The 21,627-nt window shown below is 62.0% G+C and carries 12 protein-coding genes, 2 tRNA genes and 5 pseudogenes; 11 read left to right on the top strand and 8 right to left on the bottom strand.

What is annotated here, in order from left to right:
- Positions 1-40: 40 nt before the first annotated feature.
- Positions 41-3,814: pseudogene (gene tamB, locus ACF2JD_RS02450) on the top strand (autotransporter assembly complex protein TamB).
- Between the two features lie 168 nt (positions 3,815-3,982).
- Here tamB and ACF2JD_RS02445 read toward each other — a convergent pair.
- Positions 3,983-4,067, bottom strand: a tRNA-Tyr gene (locus ACF2JD_RS02445).
- Between the two features lie 30 nt (positions 4,068-4,097).
- Positions 4,098-4,182: transfer RNA gene (locus tag ACF2JD_RS02440), tRNA-Tyr, on the bottom strand.
- 126 nt (positions 4,183-4,308) lie between these two features.
- Here ACF2JD_RS02440 and ACF2JD_RS02435 point away from each other — a divergent pair.
- A pseudogene (locus ACF2JD_RS02435) lies at positions 4,309-4,817 on the top strand (VC2046/SO_2500 family protein).
- A gap of 108 nt (positions 4,818-4,925) precedes the next feature.
- Here ACF2JD_RS02435 and hpf read toward each other — a convergent pair.
- A pseudogene (gene hpf, locus ACF2JD_RS02430) lies at positions 4,926-5,263 on the bottom strand (ribosome hibernation-promoting factor, HPF/YfiA family).
- Between the two features lie 392 nt (positions 5,264-5,655).
- Here hpf and ACF2JD_RS02425 point away from each other — a divergent pair.
- The 5 genes from ACF2JD_RS02425 (at position 5,656) to yciA (ending at position 12,955) form a co-directional block, all read left to right on the top strand.
- Complete coding sequence (locus ACF2JD_RS02425) at positions 5,656-8,172, top strand: putative bifunctional diguanylate cyclase/phosphodiesterase (RefSeq protein WP_025326381.1); 2,517 nt, start codon at positions 5,656-5,658, stop codon at positions 8,170-8,172.
- A gap of 86 nt (positions 8,173-8,258) precedes the next feature.
- Positions 8,259-10,175 carry a transglycosylase SLT domain-containing protein gene (locus ACF2JD_RS02420; RefSeq protein ID WP_163148563.1) on the top strand — a complete coding sequence of 639 codons (1,917 nt, stop codon included), beginning with the start codon at positions 8,259-8,261 and terminating at the stop codon, positions 10,173-10,175.
- Between the two features lie 178 nt (positions 10,176-10,353).
- Positions 10,354-11,352 (top strand): LacI family DNA-binding transcriptional regulator, encoded by a 999-nt coding sequence (locus ACF2JD_RS02415; protein ID WP_106887359.1) that lies wholly within the window; start codon positions 10,354-10,356, stop codon positions 11,350-11,352.
- 246 nt (positions 11,353-11,598) lie between these two features.
- Positions 11,599-12,414, top strand: a complete 816-nt coding sequence (locus tag ACF2JD_RS02410) for an NAD-dependent epimerase/dehydratase family protein (protein WP_440986683.1) — start codon at positions 11,599-11,601, stop codon at positions 12,412-12,414.
- Positions 12,415-12,556: 142 nt separating this feature from the next.
- The gene (yciA, locus tag ACF2JD_RS02405) at positions 12,557-12,955 is read left to right on the top strand and encodes an acyl-CoA thioester hydrolase YciA (protein ID WP_005325590.1); all 399 of its coding nucleotides are present in this window, start codon (positions 12,557-12,559) and stop codon (positions 12,953-12,955) included.
- Positions 12,956-12,961: 6 nt separating this feature from the next.
- Here the strand turns inward: yciA and ACF2JD_RS02400 are convergent, their stop codons facing one another.
- Positions 12,962-13,186 (bottom strand): hypothetical protein, encoded by a 225-nt coding sequence (locus tag ACF2JD_RS02400; RefSeq protein WP_025326386.1) that lies wholly within the window; start codon positions 13,184-13,186, stop codon positions 12,962-12,964.
- Between the two features lie 111 nt (positions 13,187-13,297).
- Here ACF2JD_RS02400 and ACF2JD_RS02395 point away from each other — a divergent pair, with 111 nt between their 5' ends.
- Complete coding sequence (locus ACF2JD_RS02395) at positions 13,298-14,143, top strand: endonuclease/exonuclease/phosphatase family protein (protein ID WP_106887356.1); 846 nt, start codon at positions 13,298-13,300, stop codon at positions 14,141-14,143.
- A 69-nt stretch (positions 14,144-14,212) separates the two neighbouring features.
- Here the strand turns inward: ACF2JD_RS02395 and ACF2JD_RS02390 are convergent.
- Positions 14,213-15,756: pseudogene (locus ACF2JD_RS02390) on the bottom strand (LysM peptidoglycan-binding domain-containing protein).
- Between the two features lie 69 nt (positions 15,757-15,825).
- A pseudogene (gene gloB / locus ACF2JD_RS02385) lies at positions 15,826-16,592 on the bottom strand (hydroxyacylglutathione hydrolase).
- Positions 16,593-16,673: 81 nt separating this feature from the next.
- On the opposite strand from gloB, the gene ACF2JD_RS02380 reads away from it, so the two are divergent.
- The gene (locus tag ACF2JD_RS02380) at positions 16,674-17,396 is read left to right on the top strand and encodes a class I SAM-dependent methyltransferase (RefSeq protein ID WP_168235455.1); all 723 of its coding nucleotides are present in this window, start codon (positions 16,674-16,676) and stop codon (positions 17,394-17,396) included.
- A 69-nt stretch (positions 17,397-17,465) separates the two neighbouring features.
- Here ACF2JD_RS02380 and rnhA read toward each other — a convergent pair whose 3' ends face one another.
- Entirely contained in the window at positions 17,466-17,930 is a 465-nt protein-coding gene (gene rnhA, locus ACF2JD_RS02375; protein ID WP_111911319.1) for a ribonuclease HI, read from the bottom strand.
- A gap of 52 nt (positions 17,931-17,982) precedes the next feature.
- Between rnhA and dnaQ the strand changes: the two genes are divergently transcribed.
- On the top strand, positions 17,983-18,717 hold the full coding sequence (dnaQ, locus tag ACF2JD_RS02370) for a DNA polymerase III subunit epsilon (RefSeq protein WP_440986682.1): 735 nt from the start codon (positions 17,983-17,985) through the stop codon (positions 18,715-18,717).
- On the top strand, positions 18,714-19,979 hold the full coding sequence (locus ACF2JD_RS02365) for a TIGR03503 family protein (protein WP_440986878.1): 1,266 nt from the start codon (positions 18,714-18,716) through the stop codon (positions 19,977-19,979). Before dnaQ ends, ACF2JD_RS02365 begins: the two co-directional genes overlap by 4 nt.
- A gap of 80 nt (positions 19,980-20,059) precedes the next feature.
- Here the strand turns inward: ACF2JD_RS02365 and ACF2JD_RS02360 are convergent, their stop codons facing one another.
- Entirely contained in the window at positions 20,060-21,577 is a 1,518-nt protein-coding gene (locus tag ACF2JD_RS02360) for an HD domain-containing phosphohydrolase (RefSeq protein WP_440986681.1), read from the bottom strand.
- Between the last annotated feature and the right edge of the window lie 50 nt (positions 21,578-21,627).

Below are 21,627 nucleotides of genomic sequence, written 5' to 3'. Positions count from 1 at the left end.
CCTGGCCGCTGCGGCTGCCTCTTTCTCGGGGGTCTGCGCTGTGATCTGGGTAAAGCGTATTTTCTTGTGGCTCATGGGGCTCTTCTTCCTGCTGCTCATCGGTGTCAGCCTGCTGGGCTTTACCCATCAGGGCAACAAGTGGCTGTGGCAGCAGGCCAGGGGGGCGCTGCCTTCTCTCAAGGGGGAACTGGTGGCGGGCCAGCTCGGCTATGGCTGGACCCTGGAAGGGGTTGGCTGGCAGGACGAGCTGGTGGATGTCACCGTCGAGCGGGCCGTGCTGGACTGGGATCTCGGCAAGCTGCTGCAGGGCAAGCTCTGGATCAAATCCCTGACGGTTACCCACCCTGTGGTGAAGGTCGCCGACGCTGAGCCTGTGCCAGAAGAGCCCACCGAGCCCTTCGTCTGGCGCCCGTTGCCACTGCGCATTCAGGTGGACAGCCTCAAGGTGACGGATCTGGATCTGGCCGTCCCCGGGGTGGGGGTGACCCTCAAGGATCTGGAGATAGGCGCCACCCTGGATCGCAAGGGGCTCATAGTGCGCGGGCCCGTGCTCGATGGCCTGAACGTGACCCTGGCCGAGGCCCCGCCTGCCACCGAGGCTGCCAAACCGGCTGCCAGCAAGGCAACCTCCCAAGACAAGGCTGCGGCCAAGTCGCCTGTCACCGCCAAGGCGAAGCCGGCAAGGCAAGGCGCAGCAGGCAACCGCCCCCATCGAGCTGCCCGCCATCCGGCTGCCTTTCCCCATCCAGCTGGAAGGATTGCATGTCACGGCGTTTCGCTATCAGCAGGGTGAATTGATTGAAGGGCTCGACAAGCTGCTGCTGTCGGCCAGTGCCGAGGGGAGCGCATCGCGCTGCGCGAGCTCTCCTGCGCCATGCCATGGCGATCTGGCGCTCAAGGGCAATATCCAACTCAGTGACGACTATCCGCTTGCCCTGACCCTGGATGCCAAGGCCCGCAAGGGGCTGCTGGATGGCGAGCTGCAGGGGCAGCAGGCCACGCTGGCGCTGAGCGGTTCGGTCGGCAAGCTGGGGTTGGCGTTGTCGGCCAAGGGGCCGGTCGCCGCCAATCTCAAGGGCTCTCTGGCAGCCCTCGACCCGGCTCTCCCTTTAATTTGACCCTCGACTGGAAGAGCCTCGGTTGGCCTCTTCACAAGCCTGCCAAAGATGAGCCGAGCTATCGGCTGGATAAGGGGAGCCTGACTGCCAAGGGCAAGCTCTCCGGCTACCAGTTTGCCCTCAATACCTCCGGCAAGGGCACGGACGTGCCCCCCTTCAAGCTGGCGCTGACGGGCAAGGGGGATCTGACGGCTCAGCCGTGTCGCCTGCTGCTCAATGCCCTCAAGGGGGAGCTCAAGCTCGACGGCAAGCTCGCCTGGCAAGGGGGTCCAGTGGCAGGGGACCACAGAGTTCAAGGGGATCAACCCGGCCGAGCTGGTGCCCGAGCTGAAAGGGACGCTGGCCGGTGAGCTGGAGAGCCGTTTCGAATTCGACGAAGCGGGCCACTGGCAGCTGAAACTGCCCGAGCTCAAGGTGGATGGCAAGCTCAACCAGTATCCCGCTGGCCCTCAAGGGCAGCTCAGCGGCAACGACAAGATGGAGTGGACCATCCCGGCGCTCTCGCTGCAAAGCGGCCCCAACCAGCTGCAGGCCAAGGGCAGCCAGCAGCGCCCAGGTGGCAGCTCGATGCCAACCTGCAGGCTCCCCAGCTGGGGGGCATCTATCCCGGCCTGAAGGCGGGATATCAAGGGACAGGTGAAGGTCAGTGGCAATCAGCAGACGCCTAAAGTCGATGCGGATTTGGTTTCCGAGCGGCCTCGCCTATGCCGGCACCGACCTGAAGGGTACTGTCATCAAGGGCAATGCCGCGGTCGGTGCCAAACCGGCCGGCGAGCTGGCCGCTGTCGGTGGCGCAGCCTGAAACAAGGGACGACGACGCTCTCAGCCAGCTGGCCCTGAACCTGAGCGGCGATATCGACCGCCACGGGCTCACCTTGACCATGAAGGGTGACCCTGTTGCGGCCAACCTCAAACTGGGTGGCGGCGTGCGCGGGGATCACTGGCGCGGGGCGCTTTCGAGTTGCAAGGTGAAGACCCCGTTCAAACGCTGGACGCTGGCCGCCCCCTGGTCCCTGGATCTGGACTTGCCCAGACAGCAGCTGACCATGGGGGATCTCTGCCTGGGCTCCCAGGGAGCCAGCCTCTGCGTCAAGGGCAGCCAGGTCTCCGCCGCCCAGGGTAGCCTGGAGTTTGCCCTGAACGAATTCGATCTCAAGCGGCTGCGCCCCTGGCTGCCGGACAACTTCCGCTGGCAGGCGGTGCTGTCGGCCGACGGCCGTGCCAGCTGGCGCGGCAATCAGCCGACCCTGCATGCCAGGGTGAGCACCACGCCGGGTACATTGGTGGCCGACGAGATCAAGACCGAGTACCAGCGCCTGGAGCTCGGGGTCGATTTCGAACGCCAGCAGGCCGCCATCCGGCTCGATTTCGCCTCCAGGCAGATAGGCAACATAGACACAGATCTGCTGATAAAGGAGCCTGCGGGCCCTGGCCTGCTGTCGGGGCAGCTCAAGTTTGACGACCTCAAGCTGGCGACCTTTGCCCCCCTGATCCCGGAGGTGCGCTCCCTGCAGGGCTTCATCTCGGCGGATGCCCGCTTCGATGGCACCCTGGCCGCGCCCCTGCTGTACGGTGAGCTGAACCTGCTGGAGGGGGAGGTGCAGACCCACTCCGACATGGTGACTCTCTCCAAGCTGGTGACCCGCCTCAAGATAAACGGCAACCGGGCCGAACTCGACGGCTCCATGCTGGTGGGCAAGGGGCCGCTCGCGCTGGGGGGATGGCTGAGCTGGGCCAAGCTGCCGGTGACCGGCAGCCTCACCATCCAGGGCAAGGATCTGGAAGCCCAATATCCGGGCATGGGTCGGGTCAGGGTGACACCTGACATCGCCATCTCCCTGGGGGAGGAGACCAGGGTGAGCGGTCAGGTGGACATCCCCTGGTCGCGGATCCTGGTCAAGACATTGCCGGAGAGTGCGGTGGCGGTCTCAGATGACGTGACCGTCATCTATGACGATCTGCCGCCTGTGCCCAAGACGGCGCCCCTGCCGATGGAGATCAAGCTCGCCATCCGGCTCGGTGACGATGTCCGGCTGGAGGCCATGGGGCTCAAGACCAAGGTGACGGGGGCGCTCGGTATTCGCCAGGAGCCCTCCAAGCCGCTGTCGGGCAATGGTCAGCTGGAGCTCAAGGATGGGCGCTTCAAGGCCTACGGTCAGAACCTCATCATCAAGGAGGGGCGGATCCTCTTCTCCGGCCCCATCGACCAGCCCTATCTCAACATAGAGACTTACCGGGATCCTGACACCATAGAGGACAACGTCACCGTCGGGGTCCGGGTGACGGGGCCGGCGGCCAAGCCGAAGATCACCGTCTATTCCGAGCCGCAGATGGCGCAGTCCGAGCAGCTCTCTTATCTGCTGCGTGGCAAGGGGCTGCAGACCAGTGGCGAGGATGGCGGCTTCAACGGCCTGCTGGTGGCGGGGGCTGTGAGTCAGGCGAGTGGCGTTGTCTCCAGTATCGGGGAGTCCCTTGGCATGAGCGATGTGGCACTCGACACCGCAGGGAGCGGCGACGACACCCAGGTGACACTGTCGGCCTACCTGCTGCCCGGCCTGCAGTTCCAGTACGGCGTCGGGGTGTTCAGCCCCATCGCCGAGTTCAAGCTGCGCTACGAGCTGATGCCCAGACTCTATCTGCAGGCCATGAGCGGGGTGGCCCAGGCGGTAGACATCTTCTATCGCTTCACCCTGTGAAGGGAATGAGCACGAAAACGGGAAGACATGACGGGAGGCGCAGGCCTCCCGTTTTTTATTGCGCGCTCGGCAGCAGGCAAACGGCGATAGCTGGCAATGCAGAGGGATAGCGGATTAAGACAGGCCGGAAAAGCAAAAACCCGGCGCCAGGCCGGGTTTTCTGAATGATGGTGGAGGGAGAAGGATTCGAACCTTCGAAGGCAGAGCCGTCAGATTTACAGTCTGATCCCTTTGGCCGCTCGGGAACCCCTCCACGGGGCATGACCTGATTGTTGCACTTGAATGGTGGAGGGAGAAGGATTCGAACCTTCGAAGGCAGAGCCGTCAGATTTACAGTCTGATCCCTTTGGCCACTCGGGAACCCCTCCACAAGTGCGAGGCGCATACTAACAGATCTGCCGGGGTTTTGTGAACCCCCAAGCAAAATTTTTCTATTAAAAGAATTGGATTTGTGGCCGATAACCAATGAAATCGCCATTTTTGAGAGTTATCTCATGCTGCCCAGTTCAATTCGTGATCACTTGCTCGTCGATGAGGGGCAGTTGGGGCAACGGCTTAACCGTGACCTGCAGCATGGCGACCGGGCTGATTTCCGGCTGCATCTGGCCCTGCTGACCGACGCGGTGGAGGAGCAGCCCTGGTTCGATACCAAGCCGACAGCCAGTGCCGATGCCGTGACTGGCGCGTGCACTTTGAGCTGAGGCCGCGTGCTGTGCTGGTTGCTGATGGTCAGGAGACCGATTGCAGCGCCATCAATGAGCGGCTACAGCAGGGGGGAGCATGATGGATGTGCGGCTCTGGCTGGCGCTCCAAAGACCAGCCCTGATTACGAAACCGCCGTTATTTGATGAGGCTGTCTATGACAACCTGTCACCGCTGGCGCGGGAGCGGTTGCAAGGAAAGCTGGCGGTGGTGCCGCGCCAGGGAGGATCCGCTGGTCATGCTACCGATCCTTGAGTGCTTGCAACAGGGGGTGGATACCCGTCTGCACTGGCTCGGTTGATGGTGGGCGCACTGACGTGGGTGCCACCTATTCGGTCAATCACAGGCAACAAAAAAGGCGGGATATCCCGCCTTTTTGCACGCTGTCATTTGTTCTTGAGTGCCATTGTTACGCGTCAGCTTCATCCGTTTGCGGCTGATCCTTGAGTCCGGCGTTGGCACGACGGGCAATCGGTTTTCGGTATGACGGTTGAGCTGGCGCTCCAGTTTTTGTCCCAGTTCATTGATGGCGGCGTACAGATCCTCATGCTCTGCCTGCGCAAACAACTTGCCGTTGGGAATGCCGGCGGTGGCTTCGACGATATACATCAAACGCTCTTTGGAGATGATCACATGGGGTGTGATAAGAGGCACCTGAAGACGCTCGAGCTTTTCAAAACGGGATTCAATGCGCTCGCGGATGGCTGGGGTAATGTCGATGATTTTACTGGTCATTTCGATTTTCATATTGGCCCCCTTCGGGTCGTCTTGCTTGTGTCTTCACCCTCAGATTACCCATTGGTAAAGATTGAAAATGTGATCTGCGTCACGAAACCTTCCCCTTGGCTATTCAGCAACCTATAAATTGTGAGCTTTTCCCGTTTCATGCCAAAAACCGCTTGAGCTCAGCGAAACGGGCAGGCAGTATGCGCGAATAGGATCGTTTCTGTCCCCCCTTGGCAGCGCCTTGTGTCGACCCGATGTCTGGTTTTCACCGCTCAGTCTCGCATTTTCTCTACCCACATCGTTTATCGCATCGCAAAAGGATTGCCATGCGCCGGTGGAGATATGCGCACAAACGGATATGCTTTTCTGCATGTGTCGGGGTGGATAACGTGGTTGTAGTGTTGGAGTCGTAAATGAAGCAACAAGCCACCCAGATGATGTGGTTTTATGATCGGCAGCATGAGCAGTGGAGTCTGTCTGATCATCTCTCTTGCCAGCCCTGGCAAGGGGAAGGGGCTCATCCCTGGGCCAGCCAACTGGCGCCAGAAGATGAGTCCGGTTTCGCCGATTTTCTCGCAAGACTCCACCATTCGGGCCAGCCCGGACAGTTCATCGGTCACCTCTGCGATGAGGCAGGCACAGTGCATCACGTGCTCTGGTACGGCCAATATGTGCCGGCCCAGCAGCTCTGCTGCGGCTGGCTGGCGCCCCTGGAGATGGCTCACAACGCCGCTAGCCGCGTCGAGCCGCCCGCCAGTCTGGCCCCGCCGCTTCCCCTGCTGCAAGCCCCCTTGCTGGCCCAGCTTGCGCAGGCGCTCTCCGCGAGGACGGGTCTCGATTTCTGCCATACCCTGGTCAACGAGCTTGCCCATATCCTGGGGGCCAACGCTGTCTGGCTGACGGAGCGGGTGGGCCTTGACCGGCTCAGGGTGCTGGCGAGCCACGGCATCGACTTCAAGGAGTACGCCCTGGCAGACATGCCTTGCCAGCAGCTCTATCGGGGCGCCGCCAGTGCGACCCCCATCAGCGAACCCCTGACCGGCTGTACCTGCCTGCCCCCGGGCCAGCACTACTATGCCCAGCCCCTGCTGGATCGCAGTGGCCAGATCCTGGGCCATCTTGCCCTGTTGTTCCCGAACCAGACCCAGACTGCCGATCTGGGATCCGTGCTGACCATCTTCTCGGTGCGCATGGTGGCCGAGCTGGAGCGCCTGCAGAGCGACGCCCTGATGCGGCTCTCTGCGGTGGCGTTCGAGACGCACGAAGGCATCATCATCACGGATCCGGACTTCAAGATCCTGCGGGTCAACTACGCCTTCAGCCAGATCACCGGCTTCGACAGCCAGGGGGTGATAGGCCTGCACCTTGGCAACGACCTCTGGTCCGGGCTCGGGGGGCTCGGCTATGAGCTCAACGCCCTGGATCGCTGGCAGGGTGAGACCCTGCGCCTGCACGCCGACGGTCATGTCTATCCTCAGTGGGAAATCGTCACGCCGGTGCAGGATGACAAGGGGGGCATCAGCCACTACGTCATCTTCTTCGAGGACATCTCCGAGCGTAAGGCGGCGGAGCGCCGCATCCAGGATCTCGCCTATTACGACGAGCTGACCGGTTTGCCCAATCGTCGCCAGCTCCACGAGACCCTGGCCCAGGCATTCAGCGAGGCGAGCCGGGAGCACCTGATCGGTGCCCTGCTGTTTATCGACCTCGATCACTTCAAGACCATCAACGACTCCCTCGGTCATGCCACCGGCGACTGGCTGCTCAAGGAGGTGGCCAACCGCCTCAAGCGGCTGGTGCGGCAGGGGGATTGTCTGGCCCGGCTCGGCGGCGACGAGTTCGTGTTGCTGCTGCCCGGCCTCTCCATCAGCCCGCCCCAGGCGGAGATGCAGGCCGATCTCATCGCCGAGCGGCTCATCGGCGAGATTGCCGCCCCTTACAGTCACGGGGGCCAGGTGCTGCACATCGGGGCCAGCGTCGGCATCACGCTCTTCCCCGGAAGGGAGCAGGAGGCCGGGGATCTGCTCAAGCAGGCCGACACCGCCATGTACCAGGCCAAGTCGGCGGGCCGCAAGACCCGGCGTTTCTTCGATGCCTCCATGCAGTTGCAGGCGGACAGGCGTCTGCTCATCCACAACGAGCTGCGCAGCGCCCTCAACAATCAGGAGCTGACCCTCCACTATCAGCCCCAGCACATGGTCGAAGGGGGAGACATCATAGGGGTGGAGGCGCTGATCCGCTGGCAGCCGCCGGGCCGTGCCCTGGTCTCTCCCGCCGAGTTCATCCCCATCGCCGAGGAGACGGATCTCATCGTCGATATCGGCAACTGGGTGTTGCATGAGGCCTGTACCCAATATGTCTCCTGGGAGGAGAACGGGATCCACGTGCCCCAGCTGTCGGTCAACGTCAGTGCCAAGCAGTTCCATGCCCACGATTTCGTCGATCGCATTCACGATGTGCTGGCCGCTACCGGCATGGATCCCTCCTGCCTGAACCTGGAGATCACCGAGTCAGTGGTTCTCGGTCATGCGGAGGACACCATCAGCAAGATGGCCGAGCTCAAGACCCTTGGCATCAGCTTCGCCATCGACGATTTCGGTGCAGGCTACTCCTCCCTGAGCTACCTCAAGCGGCTGCCTGCCGATGAGCTCAAGATCGACAGATCCTTCATCCAGGACATCCCCAAGGATGGCGACAACATGGCCATAGTGGAGGCGGTGATCGCCATGGCCCGTCACATGGGATTCAACGTGACGGCCGAGGGGGTGGAGTCTCGCCAGCAGCTGGAATTCCTGCAGGCGCAGGGCTGTCATTTCTTCCAGGGCTATCTCGCCTCCAAGCCGCTGCCCGTGCCCTATCTGGAGCGCTACATCAGCCGCCTGACCCGCCATGATCGCGCCGCCCCTGCCGACAAAAATAGTGTGGCGTAGCGCCCATCTTTAACGGGTAGAATGAAGGTATCTCACCACCGCCAGCGGGCGGTGGTTATGCCTCTTCTTAAGGGAGAATGCCTTTCGTGAAAGCCGTGCAGGGAATCATCTTTTCGGCGTTGTGCGTGCCAGGGCTTGTGGCACCCGTCTTTGCGCAAACCATGGAGCAGTCCCTCTATCGCGAGGGTTATGACGCCGTGCGTGCCAATGATCAGGAGCGTTTCCAGCAGATCCGCGCCCGCCTCAACCATTATCCGCTGCTGCCCTATCTGGATTACTACCAGCTGGCGTTCCGGCCCGGGGCGGCAGATTACAACGACGTGACCCGCTTCATCCGCCAGCACGGGGATACCCCCCAGTCCAACCGTCTGGAGCGTAGCTACCTCACCTACCTGGCCCAGAGCCAGCAGTGGTCCCAGTTCCTGCGCTTCTACCCGGCCAAGCCGAACTCCACCGATCTGCTCTGTATGCACTACCAGGCCCGCTATTACACAGGCCACAAGAGCGAGGCCCTGCAGGAAGCGGGCAAGCTCTGGCTGACTGGCCAGTCCAGGCCAGATGCCTGCGATCCCCTGTTCCAGCTCTGGCAGCAGGCGGGTCTGCGCACCCAGGATAAGATCTGGCAGCGGATGAACCTGGCCTTCGAGGCGCAGAACCCCAATCTCATCCGCCACCTCGGCGCCCAGCTGGGGGGCAGTCTGAAACCCTATGGGGATCAGATGATAGCCCTGTTTGATCAACCGGCCAGGGCGATGAACCCGGCTTCCTTCTCGACGGCGCCGCCGTCGAGACAGCTGCTCTCCCTCGGGCTGGCCCGCTATGCCAACGAGCAACCCGAGCCCGCCCTGCGACAACTTGGGGAGATGAAGCGTCGCTTCGGCCTGAACCAGGCCGAGGTCGCTCGGGTGGAGCGGGCCGCCGCCCGCCGCCTGCTGCTTGACAGATCCCTCGCCCAGCGCAACTGGCTGGATGCGACCCTGGTGCGGATGAAGGATGCCGAGCTGGTGGAGCTGCGGGCACGCCTCGCCATCTGGGAGCAGGATTGGCGCGGCCTCGAGGGCTGGGTCAAGCGGATGCCCATGGCACTGCAGAAGGAGGATCGCTGGCGCTACTGGCTGGCGCGCTCCCTGGAGGTGCAGGGCCGGCAAAAACCGGCGCGGGAGCTCTATCTCGAGACCGCCAACCTGCGCGGCTTCTATGGCTTCATGGCGGCGCAGCGCACCGGGGTGCCCTATCGTATCAAGAACCAGAGCGTGGGGCACAAGGTGCCGGACTGGCGTACCGCCAGCAGCCGCTGGCCTTTCCTGGTGCGGGTGCGTGAGCTGCTGGCGATGAACGAGATCACGGCGGCGCGCTCTGAGTGGATCCACAACATGGATCGCAATCCTGTGGCCCAGCGCCTGGAGTTCGGTCATATCGCCCTCAACCAGGGCTGGCACGAGCTGGCGATCCTCTCCAGCATCCGGGCCGAGGCCTGGGATGCGATCGACTTGCGCTTCCCCTTGCCCCTCAAGCGCACCTTCTCCCAGATGGCGCAGGAGCGCACCATGAACACCAGCCTGCTCTACGCCATCTCCCGTCAGGAGAGCGCCCTCTATCCGCTGGCGCAGTCGCCGGTCGGGGCACGTGGCCTGATGCAGCTGATGCCGGCGACTGCCAAGGAGACGGCCGCCAAGCTGGGTGTACCCTATCGCAATGAGCAGCAGCTGTTCGATCCCACCATGAACATCCGCCTCGGCAGCGCCTACCTCAAGCGGCTGCTGGACGTCTATGACGGCAACCGGATCCTGGCGGCGGCGGCCTACAATGCGGGCCCTGGCAGGGTCAAGCGCTGGCGGGATCAGAGCACCAACAAGCCGATGGATGTCTGGGTGGAGAGCATCCCCTATAGAGAGACGCGCAACTATGTCCAGAACGTGCTCTCCTTCGATCTCATCTACCAGCACAAGTTGCAGCAGCCCCTGCGTTTCATGTCGGAACGCGAGCTCAATCACGCCTATTGAGGACAGAGGCAGTCGCGTCAGTGACTGCCTTCCCATTCTTGCCTCAGAATGGTTATCATCCCTTAAGCTTTGTTACAAAAGGAAACCTGTCAGGTGATCGGGCGCCGCGTCTTGGTCTGACTGGTTCGATATAATGCCCGATCAACACAGACAGGCTTCCCCAACAAAGGAATTGAGAGTGGCAACGATCAAAGACGTATCTCAGCTGGCGAATGTGTCCATTTCGACGGTGTCGCGAGTCATCAACAACACGGCGCAGGTTGCCCCCGAGAAGCGCGAGGCCGTGCTCGCGGCCATGAAGGAGCTGAGTTTCCGTCCAAACAGCTTCGCCCAGGCCCTGGTCAGCAAGCGTTCCAACTGCATCGGTGTCCTGGTTGGGGACCTCTGTGGCGGCCCCTTCTTCGCCCAGATGATGCGTGGCATCGAGAGCATGGTCGACAAGGCGAACAAGTTCACCATAGTGGTCTCCGGCAACCACGACGCTGCCCGGGAGCGTCACGCCATCCAGGCACTGCTGCAACGCCAGTGTGACGCCCTGATCCTGCACAGCAAGGCGCTGCCGGACGAGGAGCTGAGCGAGCTGGCGTCGGGGTCCACCCCCATCGTCTTTATCAATCGTCAGGTGCCGGGCTGCGAGGAGCGCTGCGTCTGGCTCGACAACCAGGCGGGCATCACCACCGCCTGTCAGCACCTGCTGGACGCGGGGCACAGCCGGATCGCCTTCATCACCTCGGATGACGAGGAGTTCGTCGATGGCCAGCAGCGGATGGCTGGTTATCGCTTCGCCCTGCAACGGGCCGGCATCGAGCTGGATCCCGCCCTCATCGGTCGCGCCTTTGCCGACGAGAAGGGGGGCTATGTGGCCATGAGCGAGCTGCTGGAGCGCGGCGTTCCCTTCACGGCCGTGCTAGGCTTCAACGATGCCATGGTGGCGGGGGCCATCTCCTGCCTGCTGGAGCGGGGCTACAAGATACCGCAACAGGTCTCTGTGGTCGGCTTCGACGACATACCCTATGCCCGTTACATCTATCCCAAGCTTACTACTGTGCGTTACCCCATCGAGGAGATGGGAGAGCGGGCCGCCGAGCTCGCCTTGCGACTGCTGGATCACAAGCCGGTAGAGGGCCTGGCGCTCAAGTTTGAAGCTGAACTGGTGCGTCGGGAGTCCGTGGCCTGAGCCATGAGGTTGGCCCCAAGCGGGCCAGCTTTTTTGTCAAACAGTGAAAGCGCTTTCAGAAATCCTTTTCAACTGTGATCCGCTTCAAAGCTTTTTGACCGCGCTGCCACTAGGATAGGCCCACGAATTAGGAGCGTGCGCTCCCGATTTTCCCGCTGTGGGAGGTAACCGGTTCATCCGGCTATTTCCTTCGTTACTTTCGACGGTCATCATGGATGGCCGTTTTTTTTTGTCAGGATTTTGCCAATGACGACCGAACATGAGTATCAGACGGGAATAGTGGGAGCAGGTTGGTTGGGGTTGCCCCTGGCCAGAGCGTTGCAGGCGCAGGGTCAATCCGTCGCCGTGACGGTCAGCTCCCTTGAGAAGGCCACCCGGTTGCGTGACGGGGGCATTGCGGCCTGGCCGCTCCTGCTGACCCCGGACATGGCGGGTCCGCTGCCCTTTCGCTGCCGTGATCTGGTGATCTGTGTGCCCCCCAGCAAGACCGAGGACTACCCGGCGTCGGTGGCACGGCTGTGCCAGCTGGCCAGGGAGGCAGGGGTTGGCAAGGTGCTCTTTATCAGCGCGACCTCGGTGTGGGCGCCAGGGCAGGGGGAGGATGAGATCCCGAGCCCGGCCAGCGCCAGGGGAGAGCGGATGCGAGCGGCAGAGCGCGCGGTCCAGGAGGGCGGCTTCGCCTGCGCCATGGTGCTGCGCCCGGCCGGCCTCTACGGCCCGGACAGGCACCCCGGCCGTTTCCTCGCGGGCAAGACGCTGGCGGGGGGGGGGCAGGCGGTGAACCTGGTGCATCTGGACGACGTGGTGGCGGCCTGCCAGCTGATGTTGGCGGCGGGGCAGGAGGGGGATGCCTACAACCTGAGCGCCCCGGTACATCCGCGCCGGGAGCAGCTCTATCCCTTCGCGAGTCGTCTGCTTGGGCTGGCGCCCCCGCAGTTCATCGAGCCCGCCGGCGTCTTTGCACCCATAGAGGGACAGCGCATCTGCCAGCGACTGGGTTTCGTCTACCGCTGGCCGGATCCGGCCCATTGGTTTGCCGAGCAGGCCACCTTGCAAGGCTGAGTCCGGATGGGCTTCAACCTGGTCTCCTTTGCATGGGGTTGGGCACGGGAGCCCCGTGCGGCGCGGGTTCGCTCGGCAATTGAGGTTTGCCAAGGGCGGGATCGCCCCCTATCATGCCGCCATCCATATAGAGAGAGCGGTAATGATGGAAGAGACAAAGCGTCATCCCGATGGGGAGCTGTTGCTGAGAACCCTGGCGATGCCAGCCGATACCAACCCCAATGGCGATATCTTCGGGGGGTGGATCATGTCCCAGATGGATATAGGTGGGGGCATCATGGCCAAGGAGCTGGCAAAAGGACGCATCTGTACCGTCTCGGTGGAGGGCATGACCTTCCACAGTCCGGTCAAGGTGGGCGACGTGGTGTGTTGCTATGGTCGCTGCCTGAAGGTCGGGCGCAGCTCCATGCGCCTCAAGCTGGAGGTCTGGGTCAAGCCGGTGCTGCGGGAGAATGAAGCCCAGCGTTACTGCGTGACGGAAGGGGTCTTTACCTACGTGGCCATCGACGATCAGGGCAAATCCCGTCCCGTTCCGGTCTGAATCTGCTCAGATGAGCCGGGCGTTGATGATGGATATTTCCTGCTCAAGCCCGGTTTTTTGCCGTATCATGCGTTCCAGCATCTCTTCCGAGCCGACGCACTGATCCGTGTCGAACAGGCAGAGATCGCACTGGGGATCCCGTCTGATCTGATAGACGGTGGAAAGCTCCACTTGATGACAGGTTCCTTGTTGATCATAAAATGTCACGCGGTACTGGTGCTGTCTCGCCATTGCGGGATCCCTCATGGATGAGTCGGGCCGGACACGAATAATGAGACTAGTCGGCGTCCATGACCTCTGTGAGGATCATGGCGCCTTGCAGAGGCAGGTGATTGTTAGCCAATGAAAAATAGTTATCGGATTCTGGGGACTTCCCTGCTGACGCTGGGACTGGTTGGCTGTTTCGAGGTGCCGGATCAGGATCACCTGGTCACGGCGGCGGGCATAGTGCCCGGCGTCGATTGCCAGAAGCCCCCCCTGGTGGCGCTGGCCACCACCGCCTTGCCCCGCGAGTTTGGCATCACCGTCTGGAATCTCTACAAGGGGCAGCGCAAGAACTGGCGCGAAGGGCTGGACGAATATGCCAAGTCCCAGGATCTGGTGCTGCTGCAGGAGTCGGCGACCCGGCCCGAGATGCTGCAATGGCTGCGTGCCGGCGACTTCCAGTGGCAGCAGTTGCAGGCGTTCACCCAGGGTGGTGTCTCCTTCGGTGTCATGACGGTGGCCAAGACGCCGCAGGCCTTCGTCTGTGGCGTGCGCTCCCCCGAGCCGCTGCTGCGCATCCCCAAGTCCGGTCTGGTGAGCCTCTACCCCTTGCAGGGGGATCCTGACGGCGTGCTGGTGGTCAACCTGCATGCGGTCAACTTCGAGCTGGGGATGGCCACCTTCCGCGAACAGCTCAACGATCTGACCGCGTTGATCCATCGTCATCAGGGCCCGGTCATTCTGGGGGGAGACTTCAACACCTGGAGCGACAAGCGCGAGTTCTGGTTGAACAAGCTGGTCGGCGAGCTTGGCCTGCAGGAGGCCATCCCTGTGCCCGACTTGCGCCGTACCGCCTTTGGCCGTCCCCTGGATCACCTCTACTACCGCAACCTGGACCTGGTGGAGGTGAGCTCACCGGCCACCGATGCCTCGGATCACAATCCCATCATGGCGCGGTTCGCGGCCCAGGCCATCACCCCCTGAGGTTTGATGGATTGCAGGTAAAAAAATACCCCGCACTCGCGGGGTATTTTTTTATGCGGTGATAAGCAATCAGCTGTTGTTCTTCACGAACAGGGTCAGCTCCTGTCCCGGCTTGAGGTAGTCGCTCTTGCCGAGCTGATTCCAGCGCATCACGTCGTTGACGGCGACCTGGAAGCGGGCGGCGATGGAGGAGAGGGAATCCCCGCGACGCACCTGATAGACCATGGACTTGTTGCTGCCCTTGCCCTGCTTGGGCCAGACCACCAGCTTCATGCCCGGTTTCAGGGCTGACTTGGCGCTCAAACCGTTCCACTTGGCCAGATCGGCGTGGGTCACCCCGTGGGCCTGGCTGATGCTCCACAGATTGTCGCCCGAACGCACCTGATACTGGATCTTGCTGCCACTGCGGCTGGCCAGTTGCTGGGGCTTGCTGCGGGTGACCTGGCTCGCGGTGCCGCCGTTGGGGATCACCAGGCTCTGGCCACGGCGCAGATTGTTGCCGCGCAAATTGTTGGCCAGCTTGAGCTGCTGCACGCTCACCCCGTGATTCTGGGCGATGCGGGAGAGGGTATCGCCGCTGGTGACCTGATAGGAGCGCACACCACGGGTACGTTCACGCTGAGGCAGATCGGCCAGGGCCAGCTCCAGGGTGTCGGCGTACTCGATGGGTACCAACAGGTTGTAGGGGCCCCGGGGCGAGGTCATGCCACGCTTGAGTGCGGGATTGAGGGCCTTGAGCTGGGAAGCGGAGACGCCTGCCAGCTGCGCCGCCACGTTCAGATCGATCTGGCCACCCGTGTTGATGGTCCGCAACTGCGGCTTGTTGGCCAGCACCGGCAGGGTGACATTGTATTTGTCCGCATTGCGGATCATGTCGGCCATGGCCAGGATCTTGGGCACATACATCCGGGTTTCACGGGGCAGATCCAGCGACCAGTAATCGGTCGGCCGACCGGCCTTCTGATTGCGGATGATGGCGTTGCGTACCCGGCCTTCACCGGCATTGTAAGCGGCCAGCGTCTGCAGCCAGTCACCGTCGAAGAAACGGTTCAGGTACTCCAGATAGTCCAGTGCGGCATTGGTTGACGCCAATACATCGCGGCGGCCGTCATACCAGTTGTCGTGGCGCAGGCCGAAGTTCTTGCCGGTAGCCGGAACGAACTGCCAAAGACCCACCGCATTGCTGCGGGAGCGGGCATTGGGATCGAACATGCTCTCGATCATGGGGATGGTAATAAGCTCCATTGGCAGCTCACGCCGTTCGATTTCCTCTACCATCAGATACAGGTAGGGCTCAGCCCGGCTGGCAATGGTCGCCATATGCTTATCATTACGCAGTAACCAATCACGCTGCTGGCGGACACGGGCATTTTCGTGCGCGAGTCCAGCTGCATATCATCGCTGATACGCACCCACAGGTTATCCGTGTCATCCAGTTCTTCAATCTGTTCATCGCCGAACAGGAAGCGCGCTGAATGTTTTTTGTATGTTTTCTTGCTGACTTGGGGGGATTTGATCGGCTCGATTGCCGTTACCGCCCGGTCATCCTGATGGTTCAGGTTTTGACAGCCGCTGAGAAACAGCGCCGCCAATAAGGCCGTTCGTAGCTTCATCTCGCTCAGGTCATCTCTTGAAAAACAGCTCGCATCATAAGGGGCAATGGCCCCCTGATCAAGGTTTGTTCAAAAAACGTCCTTCCAGCCCCTCAGTACGGTGAAGGTATCCTCTGGATTTTCCAAGCATTTAAGGGCGTATTTCTCTCAGCAGAAAATTTCACTGAGTCCTCATTGCAGCGCAGAAAAACATTGAAATGCCGCTCATCCCCCAGGCATGAGGGTAGACTCGGCAAGCCCTGCTGACGCAGCTTGCTGATCACCCCGATCCGCCGCTGGATCGCCAGGTTGTCCGGCTCGACCGCGTGGGCGAAACGCAGGTTGGAGAGGGTGTATTCATGGGCACAATAGAGGAGGGTGTCATCGGGCAGGGCCGCGAGCCGCTGCAAGGATCCGTACATCTGGGCGGGGCTGCCCTCGAACAGGCGGCCACAGCCGGCACTGAAGAGGGTATCACCACAAAACAGCATGCCATGGCCGTGATAGGCGATGTGGCCCAGGGTATGACCGGGGATGTGGAGGACATCCAGGCTCAGTCCGTGCCAGTTGATCTGATCGCCGTCATCGAGCCACTGGCCGTGATGATCCGGCATGGGGTCATGTTTGGGGCCATAGAGGCGGGCATGAGGGAAATGATGGAGCAGATCCGTGACGCCGCCCACATGGTCGCGATGATGGTGGGTCAGCAGGATGGCGTCGAGCTCAAGCCCGAGCGTCTCGAGCCGCTCCAGCACGGGGGTTGCCTCGCCCGGATCCACGACCAGGCAGTGATTTTCGTGTCGGATCAACCAGATGTAGTTGTCGCTGAAGGCGGGAACTGTGATGACGCTATACATGGGTCGGCTTCTCTTTGTGTTCTCTTTGTGGAAGGGATCTTATATAACAAGATGGCATTCGCACCCCGGATTGGTCCCATTATGCAGCTGGCACGTACCGAACAACAGATCGCGATCCCGACCAGCTGGTCGGCACTGCCCATGGGTGACTGGGTGGCGGCCGAGATCCAGGAGCGGCTCGACAACTGGTGCCCTCATTTGTTTGGCTACCATCTGCTGAAAATTGGCGCCCTGAGCGCCGAGCTCTCCTGCGGCAGTTCCACCATTCGCCACCAGCTGGGTGTCGCCCCCGGCGGGCGTCTGCTGGATATCAAGGGCGATCCCCTTGCCTTGCCGATCCGCACCGCCAGCGTGGATGCCTGCCTGCTCGCCCATTGCCTCGATTTCTCGCCGGATCCGCACCAGGTGCTGCGTGAAGCCGAGCGGGTGCTGACCGATGACGGCTGGCTCATCGTCAGTGGCTACAACCCCACCAGCCTGGTCGGTTTGGGTCATTACCTGCCTTTCATGCGACAACACCTGCCCTGGTCGGCGCGCATGTTCACCCCGGCCCGGGTGACCGACTGGTTGCAACTACTGGGGTGCGAGGTGATGTTTGACGATCGCTTCGGCTTCTCCTTCATGGGGAAGCAGAGCCGGATCGGCTGGTGGCGGGAGAGTGTGGGGCGGGATTACTGCAGAGCCTTTGCCTCTGTCTATGTGATAGCCGCCCGCAAGCGGCGTTTCCCCGTCACTCCGGTGCGCCGTCGCTGGCGCCTGCCGGAGTCGATGGCGGCGCCTGGCATGGCGCGCCAGGGCTGGTGACCAGCCTGTCCCGGCAGACCGCTTGCTGTTCCTTTCGTTAATAGAAAAGCATAGGCCTGGCATGGCGCGTCAGGGCTGGTAACCCGTGTCTTCGGCGAGCTGTTTGCCGCTGGCGGCATCCCGGGCCAGCACGTCGCAGCGTTCGTTTTCAGGGTGACCTGAGTGACCCTTGACCCAGAGCCATTCGATCTGGTGGCGCGCCACTTCCGCATCCAGCGCCTGCCAGAGATCGACATTCTTGACCGGTTGGCGACTGGCGGTCATCCAGCCTTTCTTCTTCCAGCCGATGATCCACTGGGTGATCCCCTGGCGCACATACTGGCTGTCGGTAGTCAGGCGAACCTGGCAGGGTTCGTTCAGGGTGCGCAGTCCCATGATGGCGGCCATCAGCTCCATCCGGTTGTTGGTGGTCAGCCGATAGCCCCCTGCCAACTCCTTGCGGTGCTTGCCATAGACCATGACGGCGCCATAGCCGCCGGGGCCCGGATTGCCGAGGCAAGAACCATCCGTATACAAATCAATCTTTTTTAGCATGTGTCTTGGGGTAAACTAGCGAATAAAACCGAAGTTTGACATGGATTCGATCATGAGCACACCCCAACTGAATCGCCAGATCATTCTGGATACTGAAACCACAGGTATGAACACGGCTGGCGGCCCCATCTATCAGGGTCACCGCATCATCGAGATCGGCTGTGTGGAGGTGATCAACCGCAAGCTGACGGGCAACCATTTCCATGTCTACATCAAGCCGGATAGGCTGGTGGACCCCGAGGCCATCCAGGTGCACGGCATCACCGACGCCTTCCTGGCGGACAAGCCTTCCTTTAGCCAGATAGCCGACGACTTCATCGCCTTCATCCGCGGTGCCGAGATCATCGCCCACAACGCCCCCTTCGACGTGAGCTTCATGGACTATGAGTTCAGCAAGCTCGGCCTCGGCTTCAAGACGGCGGACATCTGCGGCATCACGGATACCCTGGCGATGGCGCGGGATCTCTTCCCCGGCAAGCGCAACAACCTGGATGTGCTGTGCGATCGCTACGGCATCGACAACTCCCACCGTACCCTGCACGGGGCCTTGCTTGATGCGGAGATCCTGGCGGATGTCTACCTGCTGATGACGGGTGGCCAGACCAAGCTCAATCTGGCCAGCGAGAGCAACGAGAATGACAGCAACCAGGACACCGGGATCCGCCGGCTGGAGAGCAACCGCGCCCGCCTCAAGGTAGTGCGCGCTAGCGACGAGGTGGTCGCCGTCCATGAGGCCAGGCTGGATCTGGTGCAGAAGAAAGGGGGAGCCTGCCTGTGGCGGCAATGAGTTCGCTCTGGGGGGGCCTGCTGCTGCTGACCTCCCTCTCCGGCATGGCCAACGAGGTGTTTGCCCCCTCCGACATTCCACTGCTCGACAACCGCTTTCGCATCGATTACGGGGTCAAGGAGATCACCTTCATCATCAAGCGCAAGCCGGGCACGCCGTCGGTGATCCTGGTGCGGCCGGATGGTAGCAAGCTCTATGTGGGCAAGGTGACGCCGCCGGATGTGGGCTGGCTGACGCAGCAGGATCAGGATCTCATCACGGTGCGCAACCCCATGCCCGGCCCCTGGCAGGCCATCGGCGAGGTGGACCCCGACAACAGGGTGCGCCTGCTCACCGACATCCGGCTCGAGAGCGAACCGCTGCCGGCCCGCCTCTATCAGGGAGAGCGGGTCAAGCTGCAGTCCAGGTTGCTGATCGATGGAGCGGCGCCGGGGGCGGGCTACTACCTCTCCGATCTCGGCATGACGGTGAAGCTGCAACAGTTCAACGACGCCGCCCAGAGTGGGGAGCCCATCGTCGAGGAGACCCTTGGACATTATTTGGATGATGGCAAGGGGCTCGACGAGGTGCCCGGGGATGGCATCCTGACCGCCGAGGCGGTGCTGGACGTGCCGGCAGGCAAGTATCGCGCCCTCTACAGCAGTGGCAATCAGGTCTTCTCCCGTGCCCAGTCCCAGCAGGTGCTGCTCTTCCCCTGGCCGCTGAGCTACACCCTGGATGCCCCTTCCGGCGACATTGGGGCCAGGCTCTCCTTGCTCATCGATGCCGACGAGCTGGATCCGGCCTCAGTGGTGATCCAGGGCAAGGCCATCGACAGCGCAGGGGTCGGCATGGCCTTCAATGCAGTGGCAACCGAGCCCCGCCTTGGGGTCGATCTCTCCGCCCTCAAGGCGGCGGGTCAGTACAGGGTGGAGGCGACCCTGTTTGGCACCACCCGACTCGGCCGCGAGGTGCAACTGCAACTGCCGGTCAAGTCGTTCACCATAATGCCGCCACCGGCGCCCACCCCGTCAGCGGCATCTCCCACTTCGGCGGCGGTACCGACCAAGGCCAAGTTTGAGGAGCGGGAGAGCCCGGTCTGGTTGCCCTGGGCCCTGGGAGGCGGCGGCCTGCTGCTGCTCCTGCTGGGGGCGGGTGGCTTCATCCTGCTGCAAAAACGCCGCACCCTGCACAAGGCGATGGCGGCCCAGAAGGCGCAAAGCGAGGCTGCGGCCCCGGCGGCGCAGGCGCCCAAGCTGGATCTCAATCTGCCAGAGCAGTAGCTCGCGCTCAATGCAAAGAAGCCGCCCTGTGGGCGGCTTCTTCATGATGGCGAGGTGGCTGCTCGTTGGACACCCCTATCTCAGTGGGCGCCGATATAGATGTCTTTGTACTGCTCGCGGATCTCGAGGAACTTCTCCAGGTTGGCCAGCATCAGATCCACCAGCAGGGGATCGAAGTGCTCTCCCTTCTCTGCTCTGATCAGCGCCAGCACCTGCTCCAGTGGCCAGGCCTGCTTGTAGCAGCGATCCGACCCCAGGGCATCGAACACGTCCGCCAGCGCGACTATGCGCCCCTCCAATGGGATGGCATCCCCTTTAAGTCCGCGGGGGTAGCCGGTGCCGTTCCACTTCTCGTGATGGTTGCCAGCTATGGTGGCCCCTATCTGGAACAGCGCGAGATCGCTGCCGGAGAGCATGTCCTGCCCTAGCTGGGCGTGGGTCTTCATGATCTCCCACTCATCCGGAGTGAGCTTGCCCGGCTTGTGCAGTATGGCATCCGGGATCCCCACCTTGCCGATGTCGTGCAGGGGAGAGGCGCGCTTGATGAGCTCGCACCTGTCTTCGTTCATGTCGAGCAACTGGCAGAACAGCTCGGTGTAGAGCGCCACCCGCTTGACGTGCAGGCCGGACTCCTTGGAGCGACTCTCCACCAGTTCGCCGATGCGGTAGATGATCTCGCGCTGGTTGTCGCCGATGACCTCGTTGAGCCGGATGTTCTCCAGCGCCACTATGATGTTCTCGGTGAACAGGCTCAGCAGGCCGGTATCCATCTGGCTGAGGGGGCGAGTGGTCTCGATGTGGAACAGCAGGTGGTGACGGGGGTTCTGGCAATAGAGCACCATCTGGTTGCCATCGTAGACGTTGGCGCCCTTGTCCATGGCGCTGCGCAGTATGGCTGGCGCCTCACTGAGGCGCAGGGCCGGGCCCTCGCTGAGCAGGGGTTCCAGCACCTGGTCCCGCACCTCGTAGGCCAGATGCTTCACATCATAGATCTGGGACTCTTCCAGGTTGAGCAGGGCGCTGAGCTGGGTCTGGGCCCCTTCGACGAACTGCCGCAGTGCCCGTTGCTCGAAGATCCCCTTGGAGGCCTCGATGACCTTTTCCAGCCCCTGGCGATTGCTCTCCAGGGTGCGAATGTCCCGGTAGGAGCGCAGGCTGGCGCGCAGCAGGGTGCGCAGCTTCTGGGAGGTGAGCTCCGTCTTGTCCTTGTAGTCGTTGATGTCGTAGTTGGTGACGACGTCGTCTTCCGGGGCCTGACCGGGTTGGCCGGTCCGCAGCACTATGCGCACCATCTTGTTTTGCAGTTCGTCGCGCACGAACTTGACCACCTCCAGACCGGCGTGATCGGCTTCCATGACCACATCGAGCAGCAGCAGGGCGACATCCGGGGTGACGGCGAGCAGGGCCTTGGCTTCGGCGGCGGAATAGGCGTGCAGAAAATCGATGGGCTTGCCGTCGAATTCAAACTTGCTCAGGGTAATCTTGGTGATGCGATGCACCTCGGGTTCATCGTCCACTATCATCACCTTCCAGCCGGCGGGTCGCGGTGCTGTTTGGGGCAGGTCTTCATCGTCAATTATCAGGATTTGATCATCCATTACGCAATCCTGTGTGTGATCCTGTGCTTACCTTAACCGCTTCATTCAAG

This window comes from Aeromonas ichthyocola (genome assembly GCF_046087985.1).
Lineage (GTDB): Bacteria > Pseudomonadota > Gammaproteobacteria > Enterobacterales > Aeromonadaceae > Aeromonas > Aeromonas rivipollensis.
Note: the sequence above shows the minus strand (reverse complement) of the source record. Positions and strands in the feature narration are given on the sequence as shown.

Excerpts from the sequence above, each read along its gene's own strand:
- rnhA (WP_111911319.1), bottom strand. The coding sequence starts at position 17,930 with ATGCTAAAAAAGATTGATTTGTATACGGATGGTTCTTGCCTCGGCAAT.
- ACF2JD_RS02425 (WP_025326381.1), top strand. The coding sequence starts at position 5,656 with ATGAAGCAACAAGCCACCCAGATGATGTGGTTTTATGATCGGCAGCAT.
- yciA (WP_005325590.1), top strand. The coding sequence starts at position 12,557 with ATGATGGAAGAGACAAAGCGTCATCCCGATGGGGAGCTGTTGCTGAGA.
- ACF2JD_RS02400 (WP_025326386.1), bottom strand. The coding sequence starts at position 13,186 with ATGGCGAGACAGCACCAGTACCGCGTGACATTTTATGATCAACAAGGA.
- ACF2JD_RS02360 (WP_440986681.1), bottom strand. The coding sequence starts at position 21,577 with ATGGATGATCAAATCCTGATAATTGACGATGAAGACCTGCCCCAAACA.
- dnaQ (WP_440986682.1), top strand. The coding sequence starts at position 17,983 with ATGAGCACACCCCAACTGAATCGCCAGATCATTCTGGATACTGAAACC.
- ACF2JD_RS02395 (WP_106887356.1), top strand. The coding sequence starts at position 13,298 with ATGAAAAATAGTTATCGGATTCTGGGGACTTCCCTGCTGACGCTGGGA.
- ACF2JD_RS02380 (WP_168235455.1), top strand. The coding sequence starts at position 16,674 with ATGCAGCTGGCACGTACCGAACAACAGATCGCGATCCCGACCAGCTGG.
- ACF2JD_RS02410 (WP_440986683.1), top strand. The coding sequence starts at position 11,599 with ATGACGACCGAACATGAGTATCAGACGGGAATAGTGGGAGCAGGTTGG.
- ACF2JD_RS02365 (WP_440986878.1), top strand. The coding sequence starts at position 18,714 with ATGAGTTCGCTCTGGGGGGGCCTGCTGCTGCTGACCTCCCTCTCCGGC.